The sequence below is a fragment of the Candidatus Kinetoplastibacterium crithidii genome (assembly GCA_027557655.1).
Classification (GTDB): Bacteria; Pseudomonadota; Gammaproteobacteria; order Burkholderiales; family Burkholderiaceae_B; genus Kinetoplastidibacterium; species Kinetoplastidibacterium crithidii_C.
Map to the genome: position 1 here is coordinate 467,018 of CP064915.1, position 24,540 is coordinate 491,557.

A 24,540-nucleotide genomic window follows, 5' to 3' on the forward strand; every position below is an offset into this window, starting at 1 on the left:
TTAACCATCATTACGCTGTTGATCTAATTTTTCCTTTAGTAAAGCACCAAGATTTGTTGTTCCTGAAGAAGCACTAGCATCAGACATGCGTTGTATTGTATCTACTGTCTCCACAACATCACGAGCCTTAACGGATAATTGAATTGACCTAGCCTTCTTATCTATATTTAGAATCATAGCATCAATCTTATTACCAACTTTAAGTATACTAGTAGCATCCTCAACTTTACCAGAAGATATTTCTGATGATCTTAGATAAGCATCAACTTCTTGAGCTAATGTAACTACAGCACCTTTAGGTTCTACTGATTTTATAACACCAGAAACAACTGAACCTTTATCATGAGCAGCTACAAAATCTTGGAAAGGATCATTTACTAATTGTTTTACTCCTAAAGAAATTCTTTCTTTAGATGTATCTATTCCTAGAACGACAGCTTCAATTTCGTCACCTTTTTTCAAGGATCGAACTATTTCTTCGCCACTATCTGTCCAAGATAAATCTGACAAATGAACCAATCCATCAATTCCTCCAGGAAGGCCAACAAATATACCAAAATCAGTAATTGATTTAATAGCTCCTTTAACCTTATCACCTTTTTTAAAGTTAATAGCAAATTCTTCCCATGGATTAACAAGACATTGCTTCATTCCCAAAGAAATACGACGACGCTCCTCATCTATTTCAAGAACCATTATCTCGACTTCATCACCTAAAGTTACGACTTTGCGAGGATCAACATTTTTATTAGTCCAATCCATCTCTGAAACATGAACTAAACCTTCAATACCAGATTCCACTTCAACAAATGCACCATAATCAGTTAGATTAGTAACCTTTCCAAATAACCTAGTACCTTGTGGATAACGTCGAGATAAATCAACCCATGGATCCTCTCCTAGTTGTTTAACACCAAGAGAAACTCTGTTTTTTTCTTGATCAAATTTTAAAACTTTAGCTTCTATTTCCTGACAAACTTGTAGAACTTCAGATGGATGTCTAACACGACGCCAAGCCATATCTGTTATATGCAATAGACCATCTACACCACCTAGATCTATAAAAGCTCCATAATCTGTAATATTTTTTACTACCCCTTTTACTACAGCGCCTTCATATAAATTTTCTAATAACTTTTGACGCTCTTCCCCTACACTAGCTTCAAGAACCTGTCTTCTAGATAAGACTACATTATTTCTTTTCCTGTCAAGCTTAATAACTTTAAACTCCATAGTTTTACCTTCATATGGAGTAGTATCTTTTACAGGACGTAAATCTACTAATGATCCAGGAAGAAAAGCACGAATACCATTAGTCATCACAGTAAGACCACCTTTAACCTTACCTGTAATCGTTCCAGTAATTAATTCCCCACTTTCTAGAGCTTGTTCTAATTTCAGCCATGCTGATAATCTTTTTGCCCTATCTCGAGATAAAATAGTATCACCATAACCATTTTCTAAAGAATCGATAGCTACTGATACAAAATCTCCTGTATTTACTTCTATATTGCCTTGATCATCTAAAAATTCTTCTAAAGGTATTAATGCTTCTGATTTTAGTCCAGCATTCACAACTACAAAGTTATGATCTATTCTTACAACTTCAGCACTAATTACTTCACCAGACTTCATGTCTTGTTTTTTTAAACTTTCTGCAAATAACTCAGCAAAACTCTCTCCGCTACTAGCGTTTGATGAAAATAATGACATAGGAGTATTAAACCATTCGGTACAAAGACCATAAAAATACACACCAAAAATTGGTGGAGTTAAAAAACTACTAATATTTTACATAAAAATATTAGTAGAGCCTATTCTTCCATAAATCTAATATTATACTTACTGTCTCATCATTTGTAAGATAGGAAGAATCTAATAAATGAGCATCAGAAGCAGGTATTAAAGGGGATGCTACACGTTTAGTATCCCTTAAATCTCTATCTATTATAGCACTTCTAAGGTTGCTAATGTTAACAGAGACTTTACTAGTTATCAACTGTTTATAGCGTCTCTCTACTCTTACATCAATATTTGCAGTTAAAAAAATTTTTAAACTAGCGAAAGGAAAAACTACTGTACCCATATCTCTACCATCAGCTACTAAACCAGGCTCTTGAATACAGAGACGCTGCACATATAACAAAGAATCACGAATATTACTATTCTCTGAAATAATAGAAGCTACTTTACCAACATCTTCATTTCTAATTTTCTCAGTAATATTTAAATTATTAACATATATATTGTTACCATGGAAGGAAAATATTAATGTTTTTAACAAATTCAAAATTGAATTAATATCATTATATGAAATACTATTTTCAATAATAAAAAAAGCTAAAGATCTATATATAGCACCAGAATCTAAAATTGACCAACCTCCTAATCTTTTTGCTAAAGAAGATGCTATAGTTCCTTTACCAGCAGCGGTAGGGCCATCAATTGTAATAACTGGAATATTATATTTTATATACACAAATATTATCTTTTTTGTATTAACATCTTGTTATATACATCAAAGTATTCTGGAAATGTCTTATTAACACAAGAAGGGTCCATAATTCTAACATTGGTTTTACCAAAAGCTGTCAAAGAAAAACACATGGCCATTCTATGATCATCCCAAGTATTTATAACAACTTGTGACGGCCATTTATCCATATCAATTGGATCAATAGATAACCAGTCATCACCAGATTCTACCTTAACACCAAATTTACTCAACTCAACTTGCATAGCATTTATTCTATCTGTTTCTTTCACGCGCCAACTACCTATGTTACGCAAAAAACATTTACCATCAGCATATAATGCTAATACAGCAGCAGTCATAGCAGCATCAGGTATCATATTAAAATCGACATCAAAAGATTTTAATTTTTCCCCATTACATACTAAAATACCACTGGATTCAATAGAATTTTCAAAAAATTTAATATTAGCTCCTATAGATGATAGAAACTTTGTAAACTCTATATCACCTTGAATACTATTACTTCCTACACCACCTATAATAATAGGCCCTCCAGCAATAGCTCCCAGAGCTAGGAAATAAGAAGCAGCAGAAGCATCACCCTCAACAGATATTTTCCCAGGAGTAACATAAGAATTCTCACGATGTATAAAAAAACTATCGTTTGATATTCTATTAACAATAACTCCAAATTTTTCCATTAAGTTCAAAGTTATATCTATATATGGTTTTGAAATTAATTCTCCATCCAAATGAATTGTAAGGTTAGTTTTATTTTTATTTGTAAATACAGGAGCTGCTAATAACAAAGCAGTCAAAAATTGACTAGATACAGAGCCTTTTATAAAAACACTATCCTTATTAGATTTTATAAAAGGATTAACTATTAAAGGGGGATATCCTTCTTTACCATAATATTCAATATTACACCCTAATTGACTTAAAGCATTCACTAAATCTCTAATTGGACGTTCATGCATTCTTGGAACACCATGCAGTTTATAATATCCATCCATAAAAGAAAGGACAGCTAGCAATGGACGCAATGCAGTACCAGCATTACCTAAAAACAAATCAAAGGTTCCACTATTAAAACTACCGTTGCTTATTAATTCTATATTATTTATATCTTTATTTAAGATGATAGAGCCTAATTTGGAGAGAGCATCTATCATAACTTTGGTATCATCAGAATTTAATAAACCATAAATTTCTGTAACTCCTTTGGATAAAGCTGCTAATAACAATACTCTATTAGATATACTTTTTGAACCTGGCAAAATAAAACTACCCTTGGCTTTACAATATTTATCTAAATCTAAATAAGATATTTTTTGATCCATATATTTATTCCTTAAACCATTTGCGGCGAACAACAGAGGCTGTTTCTAGGATTGAATACAATAACTTTCTATCTTTCGTATCTAAGGCTTTTCTAGCCGTTAAAATTAAAGAAAGCACCTTATCTAACTCTATTTCTATGAATTTCTTGTTAGAAAAAAATATATCACACCACATGTCTGGAGAACTAGCAGATATTCTACTGAAATCTCTAAATCCAGAACCAGCCAATGATAATCTTCTATCACAATTTTCAGAAGATGCTACCTGAGACATATACATGTAAGATAGGAAATGAGGCAAATGACTAACAGAAGCAAAAATACTATCATGTTCTTCTGGATTCATATACATAATATTTGCACCACAAGATAACCAAAAATTATTAACGATATCTAAATCTCTTTTCCTATTTTCTATCAATGGAGTAATAATAATATTCTGTCGCTTAAAAAGCTCTGCAATAGCAGCATCTGGACCTGTTTTCTCAATTCCTGCTATAGGATGACCTGGAATAAATTGACCAATACAAACACCTAATACATCGTAAGCTGCACTAATTATACCCATTTTTGTACTGCCAACATCTGTTATTATTGCATCTGGTAATAAATGAGGTTTTATTTTCAATAATAAATCTTTTACATGACCAACTGGTACAGCTAACATTATGAAGTTAGATTTTGAAACAGCAAACTCTATACTAGCATAATCATCTATAATATTTAATTCTTTAGCACGTATCAAAGACTCGTTATTATTATCAACACCAATGATATGACCATTATAACCAGCTCTCTTCAAAGCCAAAGCAAAAGAAGAACCTATTAAACCAACACCAATAATAGATAATACTGATATATTGCAATTTTCAAAGAAAATATTATTTTTATTACTCATATCTTCTTAAGAATATCCTCTAGTGCATTTAAAAACAAAGTATTTTCTACTTTCTTACCAATACTAACTCTAAGCCACTCTGACAAACCGTAATTATCAACTGGACGAACAATAATTCCTCTTTTTAACAATTCAAAATTTATATTTCTAGCATCCCCTACTTTAACCAATATAAAATTGCCAAAACTAGGAATATATTCTAGATTTAAAGAATCGAACGACCTATACAAATGATATTTTTCTTCCTTATTTAGAATACAACTTTTATGTAAAAAATCTTGATCTTCTAAGGCTGTAATAGCTGCTAATTGAGCTAATGAATTTACATTGAATGGTTGTCTAACTCTATTTATAAAATCAGCTACATCTGGATGAGAGACTGAAAAACCAACACGTAATCCAGCAAGGCCATAAGCTTTTGAAAAAGTTCTTATTACTATCAAATTTGGATATTTTTCTATTAGAGAAAAACTATCAAATCTATCAATTTCATCTAAATATTCAGTATAAGCTTCATCTAAAACAACTAAGACTTTGGTATTATATTTTTTATACACATGGTCTAAGAAATCAATAATATCATTCTTAGGTATAAATGTACCGGTTGGATTATTTGGGTTAGCAATAAATATTAATCTAGTGTCATCATCTATTGCGTTATAAAATTTTTTTAAATCATACTGATATTCAATAGATGGTATTTGTATATGTCTAGCACCTCTAGCTTGAGTAGCTATCTTATAAACAGCAAATGAATACTCAGAATATATCGCAGAAGATCTATTATCCAAAAAAGCCAATGAAATGAGTTCTAATATATCATTTGAACCATTGCCCAAAACAATATTCTCTATTGAAATTGAATATTTCTCTGATAAAGCATATTTTAGATCAAAACCATTAGCATCTGGATATCTAGATATAGTCCTAAAGGAGTCATTTATAATATTTATAACACTATCAGAAACACCAAGAGGATTCTCATTAGAAGCAAGTTTTACAATGCTTTTTGGGTCTATATTAAACTCTCTAGCTAATTCCTCTATTGGTTTACCCGCCTGATAAGGATTAATTTTCTTTATATAATCTGGCAAAAAAAATCTATTTTCAATAACCATAATTTACTCACTGTGCTGGATAAGAACCTAATATTTTAAAAAATGCTACTTGTGATTTTATTAACTTTAAAGCATTGGAAACATTTTCATCATGCTGATGACCTTCTATATCTATATAAAAATAATATTCCCATTGGCCAGTACGAGCTGGCCTAGACTCAAAGCGAGTCATGGAAACATGATTAGTAGCAAATGGCTTTATCATTTCATAAACAGCACAAGAACGATTTGGAACAGCCAGAATCAAACTAGTTTTATCTTTACCGCTAGGCATTGACTCTGAATTACCTATAGCAACAAAACGAGTGCGATTATTAATGTCATCCTGTATCTTAGAATAAACAGCCTTTAAACCCCAAGAATCTGCCGCTATCATTCCAGCTATGGCAGCACAATTAGGATTAAATGAAGCATGACGAGCAGCTTCAGAATTACTAGAAGCTGGAAGTCTTTCTATATTAGGAAAATTTTTATTTAACCAAATTTGACATTGAGCTAATGCTTGAGGATGTGCCATTATTTTATTAATACCATCCATTGTTCCATCCTTAGTAAGCAAACAATGCTCTATTATTAATGAACGCTCTCCCAATATTTTTACATTAGTATTAAGAAAAAGATCTAGGCTTCTATTAACAGCTCCTTCAAGAGAATTTTCAATAGGAACAATACCAATATCAGCTTTACCATTTTCTACTGAATAGAAAACTTCATCAAAAGAAGCACATGACAGTTTATCTACTGAGTGTCCTAAATGCTCAAATGCTGCTTGCTCAGAAAATGAACCTGATGGTCCTAGATAAGCAACTCTTGTACGACGTTCTAAATCACGACAAGCTGACATGATCTCTTTCCAAATGTAATATATAGCATCTTTTTGAAAAGGACCGTAATTTTTATTTTGTAAAGTCTCTATAATTTGAGCCTCTCTTTCTGGCTTAAAAACTGTTGAATTAGAATTTGTATTATTTTTAATATCACCTACTTTAATAACTACTTCAGCACGTTTGTTTAATAATTCCAAAATCTGCTCATCAATATCATCTATTAAATTACGTAAAGGCAGCAAACTTGATTTTAACAATAATTCATCATCCATAATGACACTCAAAATCTCTCATATATTTGATCAAAGATAAAACACCGGACATCGACATAGCATTATAGATAGAAGCTCTTAATCCACCTACAGTTCTATGTCCATTTAAATTTATTAGACCTATTTTTTTAGCCTCAGATAAGAAAATACTAGTCAAAGAACTATCTTTTATCATAAAAGTAATATTGACCCTTGATCTTACGCCTCTTTCTACTTCATTATTATAAAAATCAGTAGAATCTAGATAATCATAAAAAACTGAAGACTTCATTCTATTCTCTTCAGCAATAACAGTTAAGCCACCCTTTTTCTTTAGCCATTTAAACATTAGACTAGCTACATAAATTTGAAATATAGGTGGAGTAGTATACAAAGAATTTGCTTCAAAAATATTAGTGTAATTAAAAGATGATGGACATAATGGCAAAAATTTTCCTAATAAATCTTTTCTAATTACAACAACCGTAAGACCAGCCACACCAATATTTTTTTGTGCACAAGCAAATACTAATCCAGTTCTTTCTATAGATAATGGCCTTGTCAAAAAATTAGAAGAGGCATCGACAACCAAAACAGAATCAACAGACATATCTGCCAAAATAGGCCAGTCAATAAACTCAATGCCATCAATAGTTTCATTGCTACACAAATGAACATAAGAAGATTCTTTTCTTAATCTCCAATTTTCTAAAAGAGGCATCCATCTACGAGGCTTATATTTAAAATTATTGTGATTTAAAACAGAATTATTATCTACTGCTATACGCACATTACCATATTTTTTTGCTTCAAGATAAGAGGTATAAGACCAATGACCTGAAACTATAAAGTCAGCATTTCTATTATGACATCTACCCATAAGATTCATAGGAACAAAGGAATTAGCACCATGACCTCCAGCATGTGTAAAAATTATTGCATAATCATGACTAAGATTTAATAAATCACGTAAATCAGATTCTGCTTCGTAACAAATATTAGAAAAATCATCACTTCTATGACTCATCTCCAATATAGAAAACCCAGTATCATTCCAACTAATTAGATCATGAGAAATCTGTTCTAATACACTTTTAGGCAAAACTGCAGGACCAGATGAAAAATTCCAAATTTGATCCACTCTCACACGAACTCCTAACTACTGATAAGCAAAAAAATATAAAAATTAATATAGGAGAGTTAATCTAGTACTTTTATATGATCAAGAACAACTTCATCATCAGACTCAATAACTTTTCTAACTTTTGATAAATAACTACCCTTAGTAACATTTATCAATGTAACACCTTGTGTAACCCTACCCATATTCCTAATTTCAGAAACTCTAGTTCTAACTAAAACACCAGCAGTAGTAATTAACATTATTTGATCATTTGGATTTACTAAAACAGCACCTATAACCTTACCATTACGTTTACTATTTTGTATCGCAATCATGCCTTTTGTACTTCTATTATGCACAGTATAGTGCTTAATAGAAGTTCTTTTTCCAAATCCATTCTCTGTAGCTATTAGAACACTCTTATCTTCATTATTAGATACTAATAACGATACTACCTGTTGGTTCTTTCCTAGAATCATACCACGTACACCACGAGCACCTCTTCCCATAGAACGAACATCTTTTTCATTAAATCTTACAGCTTTTCCTGAATCTGAAAAAAGCATAATATCATAATCACCATTTGTTAGTTCCGCTCCAATCAAATAATCTCCATCATTCAAACTTACAGCTATAATCCCATTCTTTCTTGGATTAGAAAAATCAGATAATGGTGTTTTTTTAACAGTACCTTTAGCTGTTGCCATAAATACGTATAGATTTTCACTAAAATCTTTTACTGGCAAAATAACTGTAATCTTTTCTTTGCTAGATAATGGAAATAAATTAATTACTGGTTTTCCTTTAGATCCTCTACTACCTTGAGGAGTCTCCCAAACTTTTATCCAATAAACTCTGCCCAAGTCAGAGAAAAATAGTAAATAATCGTGAGAATTTGCTATAAATAAATGTTCAATCCAGTCATCATCTTTAATAGAAGTTGCTTGCTTACCATAACCTCCTCTCTTTTGAGCATGATACTCAGACAAAGGTTGACTCTTTAAATAACCATTGTAGGACAAAGTAACAACCATATCAGTTGACACAATTAAATCTTCTGTTGCTAATTCAGTCGTATTAGGTTCTATATGAGATTTTCTTGGGTCCTTTGTCTCACTAGAAAACTCATCTTTTATTAAGTTTAACTCATCCTTAATAATATCACTTATTCTTTCATGATTAGATAGGATATCTAATAAATCAGATATTATTGACATTATTTCTCTATATTCATCAAAAACCCTATCTTGTTCTAAACCAGTTAATCGTTGTAAACGCATATTTAATATTTCTTGTGCCTGCCATTCACTCAATCTATATAAATTAGATTCGACTATTCCAAAATTGTTACCAATATTAGCTGGTTTATAATTTTCTTTGGCAACTCCACTATTTTCAAATTTACTAATCATCGCCCCTACTAGATCAGATGGCCAATCCTTATCCATTAAATTTTGACGAGCAATTAAAGGACTAGCTGCATTTTTAATTATTAATATAAACTCATCTATATTAGCCAAAGCGACTGCTAATCCTTCCAAAATATGAGCACGATTCTTAGCCTTATTTAATCTAAAAATGGTCCTCCTAGTAACCACTTCTCGACGATGTTCTAGGAAATAACTAATAATTTGCTTCAGATTTAACAATCTAGGCTGACCATGTACTAAAGCAACTAAATTCATACCTAACGTATCTTGCAATTGCGTATTCTTATATAAATTATTTAGAATAATTTCAGGAGACTCTCCCCTCTTAAGTTCTATAACTAAACGCATCCCATCTTTATCTGACTCATCCCTTATATCAGATATACCTTCGATTCTTTTAGAGTTTACTAATTCAGCAATTCTCTCTTGAAGAGTTTTCTTATTAACTTGATATGGTATTTCATCAACAATAATTGCAGATTTATGCTCTCTACCATATTCTTCAAAATGAGTTTTGGCCCTCATTATAACTTTACCACGACCTGTTCTATATCCATCTCTAACACCAGAAAGACCATATATTATCCCTCCAGTTGGAAAATCAGGAGCAGGAATAAAATCAATCAATTCATCTATAGAACAATCAGGATTATCTAGGCAAAACAAACATCCTGAAATAACTTCTCTAAGATTATGTGGTGGAATATTAGTAGCCATACCAACAGCAATACCTGAGCCACCATTGATTAATAAATTAGGTAATTTAGTAGGTAAAACCAACGGTTCTTTTTCACTACCATCATAATTAAGACCAAAATCAACTGTCTCACTATCAATATCAGCTAGTAATTCATGAGAAATTTTTGCTAATCTTATTTCTGTATAACGCATTGCGGCAGCACTATCGCCATCTACAGATCCAAAATTACCCTGACCATCTACAAGCACATACCTCATAGAAAAATCTTGTGCCATTCTTACAATAGTATCATATACAGATTGATCTCCATGTGGATGATATTTACCAATAACATCACCAACAATACGAGCTGACTTCTTATAAGCACGATTCCAATCATTGTTAAGTTCGTGCATGGCAAAAAGAACTCTTCTATGAACAGGCTTTAATCCATCGCGAACATCAGGCAAAGCACGACCAACAATGACACTCATAGCATAGTCTAGATAACTACGACGCATTTCTTCTTCCAAAGATATTGGAAGCATTTCCATAGCAAAAGAATTCATATTTACGATCACACTATTTAAAAATAATCTCTAATTCACACAACAAAAAACACAATTTCCATTATAGAAGTATATGTTCTACCATTTAACTTAAGATACAAAACACAATATTATTTACAATAAACTAACTATATTTACATAATGAACAATTCAAGATAATGTCCATCTAAAACAACATTACACTTATTATTTTATAAATAATTAGATTAACATATCAAATCATCTTATGATTACCTAAAAGATTAATATATTAACATTTAATTTACATTAAATATCAATTAATGCTGTAAAATTAAGACTATGATACGTGTGTCTTATCCTTCAATTATAAAAGAGGAGAAATATGAAGAAATCACTTAAAATGGCTTTAATCATTGCTTGTGCTGCAATTGCCACTTCCGGCAATGCTGTTACTAATGAAAAAAATTGTTGGACTGATTCATTTGGCAATCCAATTAAGAATGGAACTAATGAATTGCATTGGAAAAATAGTATTACTAGTAATAATCTAAAAAATAAAGTTGATAATGCTAGTTTAGAAAAAAAAATTAGTTTAAATAAAAATACTTTTTTCGATTTCGATAGTTATATTTTAAAGTCAGAAAGCATCAACCTTCTTGATACAATTATAGAAGATTTAAAAAATATCGATATAGATAAAGTTATTATTTCTGGTTTTACAGATGCTAAAGGAAATGCTAATTATAATAATAAGCTTTCCGAAAATCGTGCAGAATCAGTTAAAAACTATCTAATTCATAATGGAATAAAATCTAGTTTTATATCTATAAAAGCTAATGGATCAAAGGACCCTATAGCCGATAACAATAGTGAAGAAGGAAGAGCAAAGAATAGACGAGCAGAGATTAAGGTGTTTAGCAAAAACTAATATCATAATATAAAATGCTAGTAATATATTGGGTAACCCAATATATTACTAGCACAGCAAGGACATAAAACATAATATGTAGGATATTTATTCTAGTTATATGTTATTATATATAAAAAATTTTATTAATCATTCTGAATTTGTTTTATAAAGGGGCCGACAAGGTTTCGACATTAGTTGGAAAATAGATTGCAGCATGTCGAGCACCAGTAAGCTCGGTAATCCACTGGAAAAAAATATAAACGCCAACGATACGCGTTTCAAGCTAGCAGCTTAGTTCTCTAGCCGCTGCACTAATCTTTCCTTGGGTTAGGTAATGTGAGTTTTTTCTTAAGTGAAATTACTTCATTGCTGCAGTGTCATTTACAAGGAATCAGTTTATGATACTTTCACATATTGTAAACTTAATTCTAGTGAATCGTCTAATTATGGCCTGTTAGTTGGCATATTTTTAGACTAAAAAAAGTAAACTGACTACACATGTAGAAGCGACTATGGAAAACTGATGGACGGGGGTTCGATTCCCCCCGGCTCCACCATAGTTTTTTAACATTCAAACCATTTCATAAGACTTATAATCTTAATCATATCTTCAGGCAGATGACAGTTAAATTGACAAAAACTACCTTTAATATCAATAAAATTTAATAACATTGAATGCAACATATGCCTATTACCTTCAACCACATAATTACTGTTATAAATAGAATCTCCAAGTATAGGATTCCCAATACTAGATAAATGAACTCTAATTTGATGGGTTCTACCTGTTTCTAATTTGCATATAACTTGCGTTATACTTTGCCCACTTGGTGTAATACCTTTTAAAATTGGTTTAAAATGAGTTACGGCTTCTTTAGGTGCTATAATATTTTTAACCCCCATTTTTATAGGATTATTAGTATCCCTACCTATAGGTTTATTTATAGTGCCAGCTACAGATATATGACCATGCACTATTGCAAAATATTCCCTAGAAACATTTCTTAACTGTAATTGTCTTACAAGATATAACTGAGACTCTATTGTACGTGCAACAATCATAACTCCAGATGTATTTTTATCTAATCTATGAACAATACCTGCACGTGGTATATAAAATAACTCAGGATACTTATATAATAAGCCATTTAACAAAGTTCCTTTCCAATTTCCAGAACCTGGATGTGTTACTAATCCTGCTGGTTTATTGATGATAATCCAATCAGGACTTTCATCAATAACCTCAAAACTAATATTTTCTGGACTAAAAGATAAAGATTCTAATGTTGGCTGTATCCAAACAGTGATTACATCACCAGACTGAACGTTATGACGTATTTTTACTAACTTTCCATTTACTAAAACATGATTATTTTTAATCCATTGTTTGATACGTTCTCTAGAATACTCTGGCATCAAAAATGCTAATATTTTATCTAACCTATCACTAATACCTTCAGGAACAATTATACTTTTTGCTAAAGACTCATTAAAACAATTAGAATTATATTTATCAAACATAGGAATAGATCGTATAATACAAAGAATAATATTTTAACTTAATAAACAATACATACTCCATGTCTTATATATTTTTAAAAAAACTGAATCACTTTGTTAGATATACAATTTTGTTATTAACTATAATTATCTCAGTTGATGCATATGCACACAAGATAACCTGCATAAATAACAATATATACCCAGAAGATGAAATTAGCAGACAATTATACGCTCAAACAATCAAGGAAATCGATAATAAAAATTGGATAAAATCAAAAGAATTAATCCATAAAATTATCACAATAAGACCATTTGGAGAAGTTTATAAACAATCATTAATAAATTTAATATATATAAAATGGAAAAATGGTGAAATAGAAGAAGCCTTAGATGATATAGAACAATTCCAGAAAAAATATCCTGAGCATAACAATATTGATTATATACTTTATCTTAAAGGATTAATCAACTTCTCTCCTAAAAAATCATTTATTCCTTTTTTTAATACAGATCTCTTTCTGGAAAAAGATGTAAAAAAAATGCAAAAAGCCTATGAAAGTTATGATGAATTAATAAAGAATTTTCCAAATAGTGAGTATATTGAAGAAGCAAAAAAATTACTTAAATATACTAAAAATTCCATAGCAAAAAATGAATTAAATATCACAGAATATTATTTTAAGAAAGGGGCTTACTTAGCATCAATTAATCGCGCCAATAATCTTATAATGAAATTCAAAGAATCTCCTTATAGTTATAAGGCAAAACAAATACTGGAACAATCTTATAAAGAATTAAATATAAAGATATGTACAAATAACTAAATAATGTCTTACTTATTCAATAAATTTCTTCAATTCTTGAATATCAAAATCTAAATTATAATTCTCTAGTATAGGAAAATATTCAGATTCATTCATTCTTTCACTCTTGATTTTTTGCAAAAACATTTTAATATCTTTTATTAAAAAGCCTACATTATTAGCATCAGAAAAAGAACCTCTTGACTTTAGGATATCTTTTCCGGATGAAGATATTAAACGAAACTTAAAATGTCCTTTATTATCACGATAACAAACAAAGCGAGAATCTTTATTACTGCTATTATTAGAATAAACATTTTTGTTATTAACAAATCTTTTTTTATTACTGCAGATATCCACATTTAAATCACGTAATCCAACTATATCTCGTATATCTTTGATAACACTTTTAGAAAAAAAACGTGCTTTTTGAGCTCCTGATTGAAGAATATTCTCTATTAAATCTGGCTTAGAAATAAGCTTATTGTATCTTTCACGCATAGGCAATAATTCACTTTCTATTTTCTCATATAGAATATTCTTTGCTTCACCCCAAGACATACCATTATTCAGACTTAATTTGTAAGCTTCTGATTCTTCTTCTGTAGCAAATGCTCTAAAAAGAATATATAGATGAGAATCTTCTGCATTCTTAGGATCACCAGATTTGCTAGAGTCAGTTACTATACGCATAATAGAAGAACGTAAATTTTTAGCTCCTCCTTCGAATAAAGGTATAGTATTATTATAACTTTTAGACATCTTGCGGCCATCTAAACCAGGTAAAGTAGCAACATTATCTACTATAAATGCTTCAGGTAAGATAAAAAAATTAACATTATATATATGGTTAAATTTTTGAGCTATATCTCTAGCCATTTCTAAATGTTGTATCTGATCTTTCCCTACTGGAACTTTATTTGCTTTAAACATCAAAATATCTGCAGCCATCAAAATAGGATAAGAAAATAAACCCATACTGACGCCATCATCTGCATCTAAAGATTTTGACAAGTTTTGACTAACTAAAGCCTTATAAGCATGTGCCCTATTCATTAAACCTTTAGCAGTACTACATGTAAGTATCCAACATAACTCTAATATTTCAGGAATATCTGATTGTCTATAAAAAACAACTCTATCAACATCCAAACCAGCTGCTAACCAAGTAGCTGCTATTTCTAACCTAGAACGATATAATCTGATTGGATCAGAACACTTTATTAATGCATGATAATCTGCTAGAAAAAAAAATGCATGTGTATCTGAATAAAGACTAGCCTGTATAGCTGGACGAATAGCACCAGCATAATTACCGAGATGAGGAGTACCAGAAGTAGTAATACCAGTAACAATACAGGTTTTCATGAAATATATAATATAAAATTTAAATAAATACTTAAAAGAAAGCAAAACAAAAACCATAATATGATTGAATTAATTCAATCATATTATGGAATATTAATACTAGTAATTTAAAGAACGCTTATCAACTGCTAAAGCAGCTTCCTTCATTGACTCAGAAAGCGTTGGATGTGCATGACAAATACGAGCGATATCCTCTGCTGCACCTTTAAACTCCATAATCGTCACAGCTTCCGAAATTAACTCAGAAGCCATAGGTCCTATAATATGAACACCTAACACCTCATCTGTTGAGGCATCAGCTATAATTTTTACAAAACCAGTTGTATCTCCTAATGCTCTTGCTCTACCATTAGCTAAAAAAGGAAAACTACCAACTTTATACTTACGATCTTCCTGTTTTAACTGTTGTTCGTTTTTTCCAACCCAAGCAATTTCTGGTGAAGTATATATAACAGAAGGAATGGTATTAAAATTAACGTGACCATGTTGTCCAACTATACGTTCAGCAACAGCTACTCCTTCCTCTTCAGCTTTATGCGCTAACATAGGGCCTCTTACAACATCACCTATAGCCCAAATATTTGATAAATTTGTTTTACAATTATCATCAACTACTATAAAACCACGTTCATCTATATTCAAACCAACTGCTGAAGCATTCAACCCATCAGTACGAGGAATACGTCCTATAGAAATAATAATTTTATCTACTAATAAGTCTTTTACTAAAGCATCTTTATCTTTATATTTGATGGATACAGACTTACCAAGATTTTTAACCTCAATAATTTCAACACCAACTCTAATATCCAGGCCTTGTTTTGTAAATACCTTTAAAGCTTCTTTTGATATTTGAGAATCAGCTGCCATTAGAAAATCAGGCATAGCTTCAAGTATAGTGACATCAGAACCAAGTCTACGCCATACACTTCCCATTTCAAGACCTATAACACCAGCACCTATAACACCTAATTTTTTAGGAACATTTTCAATGTTTAATGCACCATCATTAGACAGAACTGTTTTTTCATCAAATTTCAAACCAGGATACTCTCTGGCAGATGAACCAGTAGCAACTATTACATTTTTTGCTAATAATTCTTCATTCGATGAAGATACTTTTATCAGTACATGATCTTTATTTTTCTCTACGAAAGAAGCAAGACCATTAAAAAAAGAAACCTTATTTTTTTTAAAAAGATATAAAATCCCTTCATTGTTTTGCTTAACTACTGAATTTTTACGGGAAATAAGTTTTTTTAGATTAAGTGATAAATTAGAAACTGCTATACCATGTTCATCAAAATGATGGTTTGCAAGATCAAAATGTTCTGAAGATTGCAACAATGCTTTAGATGGAATACAACCAACATTAGTACATGTCCCACCTGGAGCTGGAGAACCATCCGTATTTTTCCATTCATCTATACAAGCTACATTCAATCCAAGCTGAGAAGCACGAATCGCTGCTATATATCCACCTGGACCGGCACCTATCACTACAAGATCAAATTGTTTTGACATATTTTTACTATATAAATAGATTCATAAATTCTAGATATTACATTTAATAATATCTAGGTCATAAATAAGAGTATCCAATAATATAATGAACACTCTTATTTTTAGAAAACAAAATATTTTATAAATCCAATAAAAGACTTTGTGGATCTTCTAATGCATCTTTAATTGCTACTAAACCCAATACAGCTTCACGACCATCAATAATTCTATGATCATAAGATAATGCTAGATAATTCATAGGACGAATAACTATCTGACCATTTTCAACAACAGCACGTTCCTTAGTAGCATGTATTCCAAGAATAGCAGATTGAGGAGGGTTAATTATCGGAGTAGACAACATTGACCCAAAAACTCCACCATTTGATATAGAAAATGTCCCACCTGTCATTTCTTCTATACTTAATTTGCCATCTGCTGCTCTTTTACCAAAATCAGCAATAGATTTTTCTATATCTGATATAGATAATTGATCTGCATTTCTAAGTATTGGGACGACAAGACCTCTTGGACTACCAACAGCAATACCAATATCAAAATAACCATGATATATAATGTCTTTTCCATCGATAGAAGCATTAATTAATGGAAATTTCTTGAGTGCGGCAACAGCAGCTTTTACAAAAAAAGACATGAAACCTAATTTTACACCATGTTCTTTTTCAAACTTATCTTTATATTTACGTCTTATATCGATAACAGACTGCATATTAACTTCATTAAAAGTAGTTAATATAGCATTTTCTTGTTGAGACTGTATTAACCTTTCAGCAATCCTTGCTCTTAAACGACTCATAGGAACACGCTGTTCTGGTCTTCCATCAATAGAAAATGTTTTTGGCTGTGTATTATCTATTGTAGGCTTAGCAACAGCAGATAAAGGTTTTGTAGATAAAACATCAGATTTTGTTACTCTACCATCCCTTCCAGAACCAGGTATTGATGATATGTCTAAACCTTTTTCAGATAATATTTTTGAAGCTGCAGGTGAAGCTACATTTTTCATATCCTTAATATTATGGTTAGAAGTTTCATTCAATGATTCAGTAGAATTTGAAATGTTTTTAGAGACATCCTCAGATGCTGCTTTAGCAGCAGTGTCTATTTTTGCAATCAATTCGCCAGAAACAACAGTACTACTATCTCCTCTAACTATTTCTATCAGCACACCAGAAGATGGAGCTGGAACTTCTAAAACAACTTTATCAGTTTCAATTTCTATTAAAATCTCATCTGACTCTACAAAAGAACCTACACTCTTTTTCCAAGACATCATAGTAGCTTCTGAAATAGACTCAGACAACTGAGGAACAACAACATCAATAATAGCCATAATGGTAAATCCCGTAATTCATTAACAATTATAAAAATATCATTTAGCAAGTATAACCTTAAATTTTTGAGCAAAAGCCTGATCAATTAAATTCTTTTGTTGTTCTTGATGCTTAGCTAAATAACCCACTGCAGGAGATGCAGACGCATTACGTCCAGCATAACCAAGTTTTTGACCCTCTTTCATATTTTCATATAAATGATGTTGAATATAATACCAAGGACCTTGATTTTGTGGTTCATCTTGTACCCATATGATTTCAGATACATTAGGATATTTCTGTAGTTCAGCCTCAAAAGATTTATGAGCGAAAGGATATAATTGCTCAATTCTAACTATAGCAACATTATCCAATGATCTTTCTTTACGAGAATTTACTAGATCATAATATACCTTACCAGAACAGGCTAATAATCTTTTCACTGATTTTGCATTAATACTAGAATCAACTTCTGGAATTACCATTTTGAAAGATCCTTCAGATAAATCCTTTAATGGTGAACTTGCATCTTTATTACGCAACAAAGATTTAGGAGTAAAAATCACTAAAGGCTTACGGAAAGGACGGATCATCTGTCTACGCAACAAGTGAAATATTTGTGATGCAGCAGTAGGCTGAACAACCTGCATATTATTATCAGAACATAATTGCAAAAATCTTTCAATTCTTCCAGAAGAATGCTCAGGACCCTGACCTTCATATCCATGAGGTAACATCATAGTCAAACCAGAATGACGACCCCATTTGGCTTCACCAGATGATATAAATTGATCTATAACTACTTGAGCTCCATTGACAAAATCACCAAATTGAGCTTCCCATATTGTAAGAGTATTAGGCTCTGAACAAGAATAACCATATTCAAATCCCAATACAGCTTCCTCAGAGAGCACAGAATCTATGACAACAAAAGGAGCTTGAGAATCAGAAATATTTTTAAGAGGAACATATACTCCATCATCCCATTTTTCTCTATTTTGATCATGTAAAACAGCATGTCTATGTGTAAATGTACCACGACCAGAATCTTGACCAGTAATTCTTATAGCATAACCAGAATTTAGCAAAGTAGCAAAAGCTAAATGCTCAGCCATCCCATAATCCAAATTAATCTCTCCATGAGACATTTTACGACGATCGTTTAACAGTTTGGCAACTAATGGATGTGCATTAAAACCATCAGGAACTTTAGTTATCAATTCACCTATACGATTCAATTCAGAAATAGGAACAGCAGTATCTGCATGATCTGTCCATTTGGAATTTAAAAATGGTGCCCAATCTATAGCATATTTACTTTTATGATCCGTTAATATTGGCTCAATGGTACGTTGTCCGTCTTCCATAACCTGACGATATTCTTTTACAAAACTATCAGCTTCTTCAGAAGTTAAAACTTTTTGATCGACCAACTTATCAGCATACAACTTACGTGTTCCTGGATGTTGTTTAATGCGACTATACATCAAAGGTTGGGTTAAAGCAGGAGTATCTTGCTCATTATGACCAAGCTTACGGAAACAAACAATATCAATAACAACATCACGACCAAATTTCATTCTATAATCAACAGCCAATTTGCTCGCAAACACAACCGCTTCAGGATCATCTCCATTAACATGAAATACTGGAGCTTCAATCATTTTAACAACATCTGTACAGTATATCGTTGACCTAGCATCTCTAGGATCAGATGTCGTAAAACCTATTTGATTATTTATAACAATATGTATTGTACCACCAGTACCATATCCTCTAGTTAAAGCTAGATTCAATGTTTCCATAACAACGCCTTGACCAGCAAAAGCAGAATCACCATGAACAAGAACAGGAAGAACTTGTTGTTTTCCTTTATGATCTTCTCTTCTCTCTTGCCTAGCTCTAGCACTACCCTCAACAACTGGATTAACAATTTCTAAATGCGATGGATTAAAGGCTAGGGACAAATGGACAGGACCACTTCGCGTTGCTAGATCACTAGAAAAACCATTATGGTATTTAACATCACCATCACTAAGAAATTGTGAATGTTTACCTTCAAATTCTGCAAACAAATCAGCAGGCATTTTACCCATGATATTTACCAGCATGTTTAAACGGCCTCTATGAGCCATGCCGACTATAACTTCCTGAATTCCAAGATCAGCAGCATGATTAACAACTTCATCCATAGAAGCTATAAAACTTTCTCCTCCTTCAAGAGAAAAACGTTTCTGCCCAACATATTTTGTATGCAAAAATCTCTCTAAACCTTCAGCCTCAGTTAATTGTTGTAATATATGACGCTTTCCATCAACACCTAGATTAATATCTACTCCTTGAGTTGATTCCATACGCTCCTGTACCCATCTTTTTATTACAGGATTAGATATATGCATAAACTCAACGCCTATAGAGCGGCAATAGGTGTTTCTCAAGGATTTTAAGATTTCCCTCAAAGTCATAGTACTAGATTTTGAAAAATAAGTACTACTTGAAGAGTAGGCCTGATCAAGATCAGATTCTATAAATCCATAAAAAGCTGGATCTAACTCCGGAATATCAGGACGCTCTTTTCTTTTCAGAGGATCTAAATCAGCCCAATGAACTCCTAAGGATCTATAAGCAGCAATTATAGATTGTACAAACACTTGCTTTGAGGCAACTGATAAATCTGTAGAATTAGAACTATTATTAACAAAAGAATTTGTTTTAGCTCTGTAAGCAAAAGACTCTACTATAGGGGCATGAGCTTGATCTACAGTTTTCTCGCTACCATCTGTAGCTGGTGAATTCTGCAAATGATCAAAATACTCTCGCCAATGTTCAGCTACAGCAGCTGGGTTATCAAGATAAATCTCGTATAACTCTTCTACATATGGCGCATTACCGCCAAATAAATATGATGTGGACAACGATTCTTTATTAGAAGACATAATTTAGCTTCACCTTTTCGAGCATTTCACTCGACACGATGCAGGGATAAAACCTTCCGCGACACGGACTTCCCGTTCAGCGGATAGCAATGGGCAGAAGGCATGTAAATTTTAAAAGCCACTAAGGCTAAAATAACTAGCACATTAATTATAACTCATTAGTTATAACTTTATAACTACTTATTACAACAATTATTGTACACAAAAAAATGCTTAAATATCAGGAATTCAGCATTATAGGTATACTGATTAACATCATAAAACAACAAAAAACATAAAACTTATTAATAATGAATTATCAAATGACGCATCATAAATAAACAATTATAATTTTATAGTATAAGAAATGACTTTATAGCATAAGAAAACATTGTTAATATAATTGTAATTAAACAAACAAATAAAATTACTTAATTTTTAAAAGTTCTTATGAAGAAAGAATTTCTTATGAAGAAAGAATATTTATGAGATAATAAAATTTTTCGTAAAACTAAATATTAATCAAATATGTTAGCATTTATAGTCGGCTATAATTATAAAATTATAAATTAAGAGATTAATTTTTAATCAAATATTGGTAACAGTTTGTATAAAATACTAATTTGCTATTTATATAGTATCGTCAAGCTGTCTAAGAACTTTATTATAAAACTTTCAACAAAGTGTAAAAAATATGGATGAAAATTTAAATCAAAGAGCATTAGAATATCATGCTTTTCCTACTCCAGGAAAAATATCTGTCACTCCTACTAAAACATTAGCTAATCAAGATGATTTATCTTTAGCCTACTCTCCCGGAGTAGCTGCTGCTTGTATGGCGATTTTTAACTCTGGAGACAGTGCTGCTTCAATGTATACCTCCAGATCTAACTTAGTCGGAGTAATTACAAATGGCACAGCAGTTTTAGGTCTAGGTAATATAGGGCCTTTGGCATCAAAACCAGTAATGGAAGGCAAAGGATGTTTATTTAAGAAATTTGCTGGAATTGATGTTTTTGATATTGAACTAGCAGAAAATGATCCAGACAAACTTGTAGATATAATATCAGCCTTAGAACCCACATTAGGTGGTGTTAATCTCGAAGATATAAAAGCACCAGAATGTTTTTATATTGAGAAGAAACTCAGAGAAAAAATGAAAATACCAGTTTTCCATGATGATCAACATGGTACTGCAATAATATCATCTGCTGCTATTCTAAATGGCCTTAAGGTAGTAAACAAAAAAATAGAGGATGTTAAAATAGCTTGTTCTGGAGCTGGTGCTGCTGCTATTTCATGTCTAGACCTTTTAGTAAGGTTAGGAGCAAAAATTGAAAATATCTATGTAGTAGATTCTCGTGGAGTTATATGGGAAGGCAGAGATGAAAACATGGAAATTAATAAGCGTAGGTATGCTAAAAAAACTTCCTCAAGAACTCTAGCCGATGTTGTAAAAAATGCAGACGTATTCTTAGGCTGCTCTGCAGCAAAAGTTTTAACTCCTGAAATGGTTAAAACTATGGCTAATAAACCTCTTATTTTGGCTTTAGCAAACCCAGAACCAGAAATATTACCAACGCTAGCTAAAGAAGTTAGACCAGATTGCATAATAGCCACAGGAAGGTCAGATTATCCTAACCAAGTAAATAATGTTTTATGTTTCCCCTTCATCTTTAGAGGAGCCCTGGATTGCGGAGCCTCACAAATTACAGAAGAAATGAAGATGGCTACTGTTAGGGCTATAGCTGATTTAGCGCAAGCAGAACAAAATGATGAAGTAGCTTCTGCCTATTCTGGTCAAAATCTGTCTTTCGGTCCAGAATATATAATACCTAAACCGTTTGACCCTAGATTAATAGTACATATAGCACCAGCTGTTGCAAAAGCAGCTCAAGAATCAGGTGTTGCTAAAAGACCTATAAAAAATTTAGAAGCTTATAAACAAAAATTAGCATCTTACGTTTATCATTCTGGTCAACTAATGCTTCCTTTATTTGAACAAGCACAAAAAGATCTTAAGAGAGTAATTTATGCTGATGGTGAAAATGAAAGAGTATTAAGAGCGGTACAAACGATAATAGATGAAAAATTAGCATATCCTATACTAATAGGTAGGTCATCAGTAATAGAAATGCGAATAAAAAAATTGGGTTTGCGAATCAATATAAATAATGATTTAGAAATAGTTAATCCAGAAGATGATATTAGATTTAAAGATCTATGGACTAGTTATTATAAATTAAAATGTAGAGATGGAGTAACTCCAGATATTGCTAAATCTATGATCAGAAAACATAATACTCTTATAGGAGCTATGCTTCTCAAAAGAGGTGATGCTGATGCAATGCTATGTGGAGTTACAACAAAGTACAATAATCAATTAAAATACATAGATGAAGTAATCGGAAAAGAATCAAATAATACATATGCAGCCCTGAATATATTAATGTTACCAAATCAAACATTATTTATTGCAGATACTCAAGTTAATGAGGACCCTAATTCTCAAGAAATTGCTAATATAGCTATACAAGCTGTACAAAAAATGCTCAATTTTGGTTTCACTCCTAAAGTAGCATTATTGTCTCATTCTAATTTTGGTAGCCAAATCAGCAAATCCTCACAAAAAATGTCAGAGGCATTAAAAATAATAAGAAGATTAGAACCAGAATTAGAAGTAGAAGGAGAAATGCATGCTGATTCTGCTTTATCTGAAAAAATAAGAAATATTTCTTATCCAGATAACAACCTTAAGGGTGTTGCAAATCTTTTAATAATGCCTAATTTAGATGCAGGAAATATTGCTCATAACTTACTCAAAATGACCGGCAGTAACGGTATAACTGTTGGTCCTATATTATTAGGATCATCTAGACCAGTCCACATTTTGACGAATAGTTCAACCGTAAGAAGAATAATCAATATGACAGTTTTAGCTGTGATTGATGCTCAAAAAGAAAAAAATAAAACATAATTTTTCTATTATTAGGCTATGCATAAAATATAGAGATCCTTTTTTATGCATAGCCCATTTCTTTTTATATAAATAATTTAATTTAGGATAAAATATATTTATGCCATTATTTATTATTATTCACATGACAATAACAATATCATGGTTTGCAGGATTATTTTATCTGCCTCGTATATTTGTAAATATAGCACAACAAGATGAAGATAATATTAAACATTGCCTTATAGGAATGGCTAAACGTTTATATAATTTTATGTATTTTTTAAGTATTGGAGTAATAATTTCTGGAATAATACTATATATATCCAAAAATCCTATAGAACAAAATATTGAGGATCATCATAAATGGATGTATCTAAAGCTTATAATTGTATTTATGGCTTTTGTATATCAACAAATATGTAACAAAATGATCGAAAATTTTGAAAAAGGTTCAAATAAAAAAAGTCATAATTTTTATAGAGTGTTTAATGAAATACCATTAATTTTTTTAATTGCAATATTAACTTTAGTGACTATAAAACCATTCTAAATATAACAAGATATTAAAAG

17 protein-coding genes and 1 other RNA gene are annotated in these 24,540 nt (G+C 31.4%); 5 read left to right on the forward strand and 13 right to left on the reverse strand.

Annotation, left to right across the window (positions count from 1 at the left end):
* The 8 genes from rpsA to gyrA form a co-directional block, all read right to left on the reverse strand.
* Positions 1-1,713, reverse strand: coding sequence for a 30S ribosomal protein S1 (gene rpsA / locus I1N47_02205; GenBank protein WBF65257.1), 1,713 nt, complete (start codon positions 1,711-1,713; stop codon positions 1-3).
* A gap of 91 nt (positions 1,714-1,804) precedes the next feature.
* Positions 1,805-2,479, reverse strand: a complete 675-nt coding sequence (locus I1N47_02210; GenBank protein WBF65258.1) for a (d)CMP kinase — start codon at positions 2,477-2,479, stop codon at positions 1,805-1,807.
* Between the two features lie 5 nt (positions 2,480-2,484).
* Entirely contained in the window at positions 2,485-3,819 is a 1,335-nt protein-coding gene (aroA, locus tag I1N47_02215; protein WBF65259.1) for a 3-phosphoshikimate 1-carboxyvinyltransferase, read from the reverse strand.
* 4 nt (positions 3,820-3,823) lie between these two features.
* Complete coding sequence (locus I1N47_02220; GenBank protein ID WBF65260.1) at positions 3,824-4,717, reverse strand: prephenate dehydrogenase/arogenate dehydrogenase family protein; 894 nt, start codon at positions 4,715-4,717, stop codon at positions 3,824-3,826.
* Positions 4,714-5,835, reverse strand: coding sequence for a histidinol-phosphate transaminase (locus I1N47_02225; GenBank protein ID WBF65261.1), 1,122 nt, complete (start codon positions 5,833-5,835; stop codon positions 4,714-4,716). The genes I1N47_02220 and I1N47_02225 overlap by 4 nt, the downstream gene beginning before the upstream one ends.
* A gap of 7 nt (positions 5,836-5,842) precedes the next feature.
* Positions 5,843-6,934 carry a prephenate dehydratase gene (gene pheA, locus I1N47_02230; protein ID WBF65262.1) on the reverse strand — a complete coding sequence of 364 codons (1,092 nt, stop codon included), beginning with the start codon at positions 6,932-6,934 and terminating at the stop codon, positions 5,843-5,845.
* The gene (gene serC / locus I1N47_02235) at positions 6,927-8,054 is read right to left on the reverse strand and encodes a 3-phosphoserine/phosphohydroxythreonine transaminase (GenBank protein ID WBF65263.1); all 1,128 of its coding nucleotides are present in this window, start codon (positions 8,052-8,054) and stop codon (positions 6,927-6,929) included. Before serC ends, pheA begins: the two co-directional genes overlap by 8 nt.
* 59 nt (positions 8,055-8,113) lie before the next feature.
* Positions 8,114-10,714 carry a DNA gyrase subunit A gene (gene gyrA, locus I1N47_02240; GenBank protein WBF65264.1) on the reverse strand — a complete coding sequence of 867 codons (2,601 nt, stop codon included), beginning with the start codon at positions 10,712-10,714 and terminating at the stop codon, positions 8,114-8,116.
* A gap of 343 nt (positions 10,715-11,057) precedes the next feature.
* Between gyrA and I1N47_02245 the strand changes: the two genes are divergently transcribed.
* Both I1N47_02245 and ssrA read left to right on the forward strand, forming a co-directional pair.
* Positions 11,058-11,603 (forward strand): OmpA family protein, encoded by a 546-nt coding sequence (locus I1N47_02245; GenBank protein ID WBF65265.1) that lies wholly within the window; start codon positions 11,058-11,060, stop codon positions 11,601-11,603.
* A 152-nt stretch (positions 11,604-11,755) separates the two neighbouring features.
* Positions 11,756-12,142: a transfer-messenger RNA gene (ssrA, locus tag I1N47_02250) on the forward strand.
* A gap of 7 nt (positions 12,143-12,149) precedes the next feature.
* Here ssrA and I1N47_02255 read toward each other — a convergent pair.
* Positions 12,150-13,106, reverse strand: coding sequence for an RluA family pseudouridine synthase (locus I1N47_02255; protein ID WBF65266.1), 957 nt, complete (start codon positions 13,104-13,106; stop codon positions 12,150-12,152).
* Positions 13,107-13,165: 59 nt separating this feature from the next.
* On the opposite strand from I1N47_02255, the gene bamD reads away from it, so the two are divergent.
* Positions 13,166-13,912, forward strand: coding sequence for an outer membrane protein assembly factor BamD (gene bamD / locus I1N47_02260; GenBank protein WBF65267.1), 747 nt, complete (start codon positions 13,166-13,168; stop codon positions 13,910-13,912).
* Between the two features lie 12 nt (positions 13,913-13,924).
* Here the strand turns inward: bamD and I1N47_02265 are convergent, their stop codons facing one another.
* The 4 genes from I1N47_02265 to I1N47_02280 all read right to left on the reverse strand — a co-directional run bounded on the left by I1N47_02265 (position 13,925) and on the right by I1N47_02280 (position 21,032).
* The gene (locus I1N47_02265) at positions 13,925-15,259 is read right to left on the reverse strand and encodes a tryptophan--tRNA ligase (GenBank protein ID WBF65268.1); all 1,335 of its coding nucleotides are present in this window, start codon (positions 15,257-15,259) and stop codon (positions 13,925-13,927) included.
* A gap of 99 nt (positions 15,260-15,358) precedes the next feature.
* Positions 15,359-16,783, reverse strand: coding sequence for a dihydrolipoyl dehydrogenase (lpdA, locus tag I1N47_02270; GenBank protein ID WBF65269.1), 1,425 nt, complete (start codon positions 16,781-16,783; stop codon positions 15,359-15,361).
* A 118-nt stretch (positions 16,784-16,901) separates the two neighbouring features.
* Positions 16,902-18,116 (reverse strand): 2-oxoglutarate dehydrogenase complex dihydrolipoyllysine-residue succinyltransferase, encoded by a 1,215-nt coding sequence (gene odhB, locus I1N47_02275; GenBank protein WBF65270.1) that lies wholly within the window; start codon positions 18,114-18,116, stop codon positions 16,902-16,904.
* Positions 18,117-18,155: 39 nt separating this feature from the next.
* A complete protein-coding gene (locus I1N47_02280) occupies positions 18,156-21,032 on the reverse strand; it encodes a 2-oxoglutarate dehydrogenase E1 component (protein ID WBF65271.1) in 2,877 nt (958 codons plus the stop codon).
* Positions 21,033-21,705: 673 nt separating this feature from the next.
* On the opposite strand from I1N47_02280, the gene I1N47_02285 reads away from it, so the two are divergent.
* Both I1N47_02285 and I1N47_02290 read left to right on the forward strand, forming a co-directional pair.
* Complete coding sequence (locus tag I1N47_02285; protein ID WBF65272.1) at positions 21,706-23,988, forward strand: NADP-dependent malic enzyme; 2,283 nt, start codon at positions 21,706-21,708, stop codon at positions 23,986-23,988.
* A 100-nt stretch (positions 23,989-24,088) separates the two neighbouring features.
* On the forward strand, positions 24,089-24,520 hold the full coding sequence (locus tag I1N47_02290; GenBank protein WBF65273.1) for a CopD family protein: 432 nt from the start codon (positions 24,089-24,091) through the stop codon (positions 24,518-24,520).
* Positions 24,521-24,540 lie beyond the last annotated feature (20 nt).

Excerpts from the sequence above, each read along its gene's own strand:
- I1N47_02245 (WBF65265.1), top strand. The coding sequence starts at position 11,058 with ATGAAGAAATCACTTAAAATGGCTTTAATCATTGCTTGTGCTGCAATT.
- bamD (WBF65267.1), top strand. The coding sequence starts at position 13,166 with ATGTCTTATATATTTTTAAAAAAACTGAATCACTTTGTTAGATATACA.
- I1N47_02285 (WBF65272.1), top strand. The coding sequence starts at position 21,706 with ATGGATGAAAATTTAAATCAAAGAGCATTAGAATATCATGCTTTTCCT.
- I1N47_02265 (WBF65268.1), bottom strand. The coding sequence starts at position 15,259 with ATGAAAACCTGTATTGTTACTGGTATTACTACTTCTGGTACTCCTCAT.
- pheA (WBF65262.1), bottom strand. The coding sequence starts at position 6,934 with ATGGATGATGAATTATTGTTAAAATCAAGTTTGCTGCCTTTACGTAAT.
- gyrA (WBF65264.1), bottom strand. The coding sequence starts at position 10,714 with ATGAATTCTTTTGCTATGGAAATGCTTCCAATATCTTTGGAAGAAGAA.
- odhB (WBF65270.1), bottom strand. The coding sequence starts at position 18,116 with ATGGCTATTATTGATGTTGTTGTTCCTCAGTTGTCTGAGTCTATTTCA.
- I1N47_02225 (WBF65261.1), bottom strand. The coding sequence starts at position 5,835 with ATGGTTATTGAAAATAGATTTTTTTTGCCAGATTATATAAAGAAAATT.
- lpdA (WBF65269.1), bottom strand. The coding sequence starts at position 16,783 with ATGTCAAAACAATTTGATCTTGTAGTGATAGGTGCCGGTCCAGGTGGA.
- I1N47_02255 (WBF65266.1), bottom strand. The coding sequence starts at position 13,106 with ATGTTTGATAAATATAATTCTAATTGTTTTAATGAGTCTTTAGCAAAA.
- aroA (WBF65259.1), bottom strand. The coding sequence starts at position 3,819 with ATGGATCAAAAAATATCTTATTTAGATTTAGATAAATATTGTAAAGCC.
- I1N47_02280 (WBF65271.1), bottom strand. The coding sequence starts at position 21,032 with ATGTCTTCTAATAAAGAATCGTTGTCCACATCATATTTATTTGGCGGT.
- I1N47_02220 (WBF65260.1), bottom strand. The coding sequence starts at position 4,717 with ATGAGTAATAAAAATAATATTTTCTTTGAAAATTGCAATATATCAGTA.
- I1N47_02290 (WBF65273.1), top strand. The coding sequence starts at position 24,089 with ATGCCATTATTTATTATTATTCACATGACAATAACAATATCATGGTTT.
- rpsA (WBF65257.1), bottom strand. The coding sequence starts at position 1,713 with ATGTCATTATTTTCATCAAACGCTAGTAGCGGAGAGAGTTTTGCTGAG.